Origin of the sequence: Streptomyces sp. (genome assembly GCF_019510245.1) — a bacterium.
In the GTDB taxonomy this organism is placed as follows: Bacteria; Actinomycetota; Actinomycetes; order Streptomycetales; family Streptomycetaceae; genus Streptomyces.
Map to the genome: position 1 here is coordinate 1 of NZ_JAEKKT010000044.1, position 3,281 is coordinate 3,281.

The following is a 3,281-nucleotide window of genomic DNA, read 5'->3' on the forward strand; positions in this document are numbered from 1 at the left end:
TGTTGACGTCGTCGCTGTCCACGTAGAGGGTCGCGCCATCGATCTGATGTCCGCAGACCATCATGACGCCGAGCAGAGTGCCGTCTGCGGTCACGGAGATGCCGGCGACTGCGTCGGCGGGAACGGTGCATCCTGAGGTTGCGGCCAGGGCCACCCCGACCGCGACGGTGTTGACGAAGCGCCGGAACACCGGACGTGAACTGGTCGACCACATGCTTATCCCCTGCCCCGGGGTGCGCGTAGGGCCCCCTGCCCCGGATGGTAGGGGGCGAGCGGCGTCTGGCCGCAGTGTCGCCACCCACCCGTTGCGCGCTCGTCGTTGCCTTGTAGTCGCTCGGCTGCGTCAGCCCGATCACGACACCGATGCCCCGGCACCTTCTGCTCAACGACCGGCAGCATGCGAAACGGATGCGACCACCGATGATCATCGGTGTCTGAAGACAGAAGATCAGGCGGTGACCGCAGGTCACAGCATAGATCCCGCCCGCTGGCAGGACATGTTCGAGGTCCTGATGGCCGCATCGCGGGCCGGTTCACCCGCGTGGAACCACGGCGGCGGGCGCGCGGGAATTCGTGCTCGGGCTCTTGTCGGACCTGCCACGCAAGAATTGCTGGACGCTGGCCGAGCACGCCGGCGATGCCACCCCGTACGGCCTGCAGCATCTGCTGTCGAGGGCGAAGTGGGATGCCGATGCGGTCCGGGACGATCTGCGCAGCTTCGCCATCGAGCAACTGCATGATGAGGACGCGGTGTTGATGACGGTCGATGAGACCGGCGACCTGAAGAAGGGCACCGCCACTTAGAGGTCCTAACAAAGGCGTTGGACGTGTCGGTGGGTGATCAGACAGGCGGCGAGGCCGAGGAAGGCTTCGTGGATGTCGTCGCGTCTCTCCCAGCGGACCCGCAGACGGCGGAATCCGTGCAGCCAGGCGATCGTGCGCTCGACCACATAACGGAAGGTGCCCAGGCCACTGCCGTGTTCTTCGCCCCGTTCAGCGATGACCGGACGGATCCCGCGGGCACGAAGCAGTCGCCGGTACTTGTCGTGGTCGTAGCCGCGGTCCGCGAGGAGCGCGTCGGGTCGGCGTCGTGGCCGGCCGACCGCGCCGGCCACGGGCGGAACCTTGTCCAGCAGGGGCAGCAACTGTGTGACGTCGTTGCGGTTTCCCCCGGTCAGCGACACCGCGAGCGGGATGCCCTGCCCGTCGGTGAGGACATGGTGCTTGCTGCCCGGCCGTGCACGGTCGACCGGGCTGGGCCCGCTTTTGGGCCGCGCCGAGCCGCCCGCACATGGGAGGAGTCGATCACCGCCCGCGACCAGTCGAGCTTCTTCGCGGCCCGCAGCTTCTTCAGCAGCACCAGGTGCAACTGGTCCCACACGCCCGCCTCGTTCCATGCGGCCAGCCGCCGCCAGCAGGTCATCCCCGACCCGAAGCCCAACTCCTGCGGCAGATACTCCCACTGGATGCCGGTGTGCAGGACAAACAGGATCCCGCACAGCGCCTTCCGGTCCGGAATGCGTGGCCGGCCCTCCACCAGCTTCGGGCCCGGCTGCGGCAGCAACGGCTCGATGAGCGACCACAGTTCGTCCGAGACGATCCACGGACGCGACTCCCTCTTTCCCACGACCAGACCAACGAACAACCAGACCAACAGTCACATGATCAACAGCTTCTGTTAGGACCTCTTAGGGCTGCTCACTACCAAGAGGGCCGCAACAGCCTCGCCATCACCCAAGCTCGGGCCGCCGCCCAAGACAACGCCCGCTGAGGACGTCACCCCGGGGTGAGTGCTGGGCTTGCTCGCAGATCAATCAGACGGCTCCGGCCGCGGGACGTTCACCGTCGTGGTCACCTCTGAGCAGCCGCAATGCGTCCTCCGGCCTGGTCAAGGTGGCGTCGGACGGTTCCGCGCCGTCGTACTGGTGTCCCCACGCGGCAGCGGCACTGACACTTCCCGCGGCGGCGGCAGCACGCAAGTCGAGTGGGGAGTCTCCGATATAGGCCAGATCAGCTGGTGCGACGCCGAGTTGCTCAGCGGCAAGGATCAGGCCGTCGCCGGCCGGCTTGGGCCGCTGCACGTGGTCTCCGCCGATGAGTACGTCGACGTCGAGACCCGCGGCTCTCAGCAGCCTCGCTCCAGCACGACTGCTGGCACCAGTGAACACCGCCACAGCACGGCCGCTTTCCCGAAGGGCGCCCAGCACATGGGCCACCCCCGGGTAAGGAGCGACCTCGACGTCCTTCAGCTTGCGGTAGTACACCTCGGTCTCGTCCAGCGCGAGTTCACGTCCGACCAGGTGAGCCAAGATCACCTCGGGCGTTCCACGGGAGTAGGAGGCGACCACCTCTTCGGGGCCCACACTGGGCCCGCCGAGCTCTCGCACCGCAGCAACGAAGGCCGCCGGCACCACCACGGTGGAATCCAGCAGCGTGCCGTCCATGTCCCACACCAGCTCTAAAGTCGCCATCCGGCAATCCTGCGGCAAGAGCCCACACGTGATCAAGACTGGGCACGGCTACGGCGGGGAGGCGACCCGAGCGGTGTCAGTTCTCATCGACATTTCGAGGCTCTGCGATCAACAAGTGCTGCCCAAACTCGTCGATAAGTCGTGTCCGCGCCCGATTACGAAGCCAACTGGAGGAGGAGTTTTTTGGCGTCCTCGGGCTGTTTCAGTTCGTCGTGGCCGAAGCGGAAGACGTCGTACCCCCTGAGCGTGAGATCCCGGTCGGCGGCGACCATGTCCGCGTATTTGGCGGTGTCGGGGGTACGGTCGTTGTCGCGCGTGTAGTGCTGCACTCCATCGACCTCCAGGCCCGTTGCCGCGACCAACCACGCTCCAAGCCGGGGCGAGCCGGGGCCACACTGGGGCCCTGCCAGACGCCCCTCACGAGTTCAGTCTCATCACTCCTCTCACAGCGATCTGACTGCTAGTTTGATCAAAATCTGTCAGGCGGACCTGGAGGGTGATGATTTGAGCGATATAACCCACGAGAGCGGCAAGCACCACACGAACCGGCGCGCATTTCTTCGTGGCAGCGCGGCGTTGACCGTCGCCGCCGCGACCGGCGGACTCTCCCTGTCCGCGGCGGGAACGGCCAATGCCACGGTGGATCCGACCCTGCATTTCAAACTCGACGGGACCGGCGGTAATCCCGTCTTGCGGCAGACGCTTCACCAGCCCTACTGGGCAATGCAGTCGTTCGCCTACGATCACGTCTACGGGCATATCTACTTCGTGCAGAGCAAAGTGGGCAGTAAAAACGGCGATCTGTGGGTG

4 protein-coding genes and 2 pseudogenes are annotated in these 3,281 nt (G+C 65.9%); 2 read left to right on the top strand and 4 right to left on the bottom strand.

Annotation, left to right across the window (positions count from 1 at the left end; all coding sequences use genetic code 11):
* Nucleotides 1-190, bottom strand: a pseudogene (locus JF597_RS01545) (hypothetical protein); the annotation flags it as partial.
* A 297-nt stretch (nt 191-487) separates the two neighbouring features.
* On the opposite strand from JF597_RS01545, the pseudogene JF597_RS01550 reads away from it, so the two are divergent.
* A pseudogene (locus tag JF597_RS01550) lies at nt 488-801 on the top strand (transposase); the annotation flags it as partial.
* Nucleotides 802-809: 8 nt separating this feature from the next.
* On the opposite strand, the gene JF597_RS01555 reads toward JF597_RS01550, so the two are convergent.
* The 3 genes from JF597_RS01555 to JF597_RS01565 form a co-directional block, all read right to left on the bottom strand.
* Nucleotides 810-1,633 (bottom strand): IS5 family transposase gene (locus JF597_RS01555; protein WP_293987522.1). Its coding sequence is split into 2 segments (ribosomal slippage): nt 810-1,267 and nt 1,267-1,633, totalling 825 coding nucleotides; the frame shifts between segments, so codons are not numbered across the junction.
* 181 nt (nt 1,634-1,814) lie between these two features.
* Nucleotides 1,815-2,471 carry an HAD-IA family hydrolase gene (locus JF597_RS01560; RefSeq protein ID WP_293987516.1) on the bottom strand — a complete coding sequence of 219 codons (657 nt, stop codon included), beginning with the start codon at nt 2,469-2,471 and terminating at the stop codon, nt 1,815-1,817.
* Between the two features lie 155 nt (nt 2,472-2,626).
* Nucleotides 2,627-2,833, bottom strand: coding sequence for a hypothetical protein (locus JF597_RS01565; RefSeq protein WP_293987518.1), 207 nt, complete (start codon nt 2,831-2,833; stop codon nt 2,627-2,629).
* A gap of 103 nt (nt 2,834-2,936) precedes the next feature.
* Between JF597_RS01565 and JF597_RS01570 the strand changes: the two genes are divergently transcribed.
* The coding region (locus JF597_RS01570; protein ID WP_293987520.1) for a twin-arginine translocation signal domain-containing protein at nt 2,937-3,281 on the top strand (345 nt) is incomplete at its 3' end.

Bases quoted from the DNA above. Each gene is read 5' to 3' on its own strand.
- JF597_RS01560 (WP_293987516.1), bottom strand. From the start codon at position 2,471: ATGGCGACTTTAGAGCTGGTGTGGGACATGGACGGCACGCTGCTGGAT.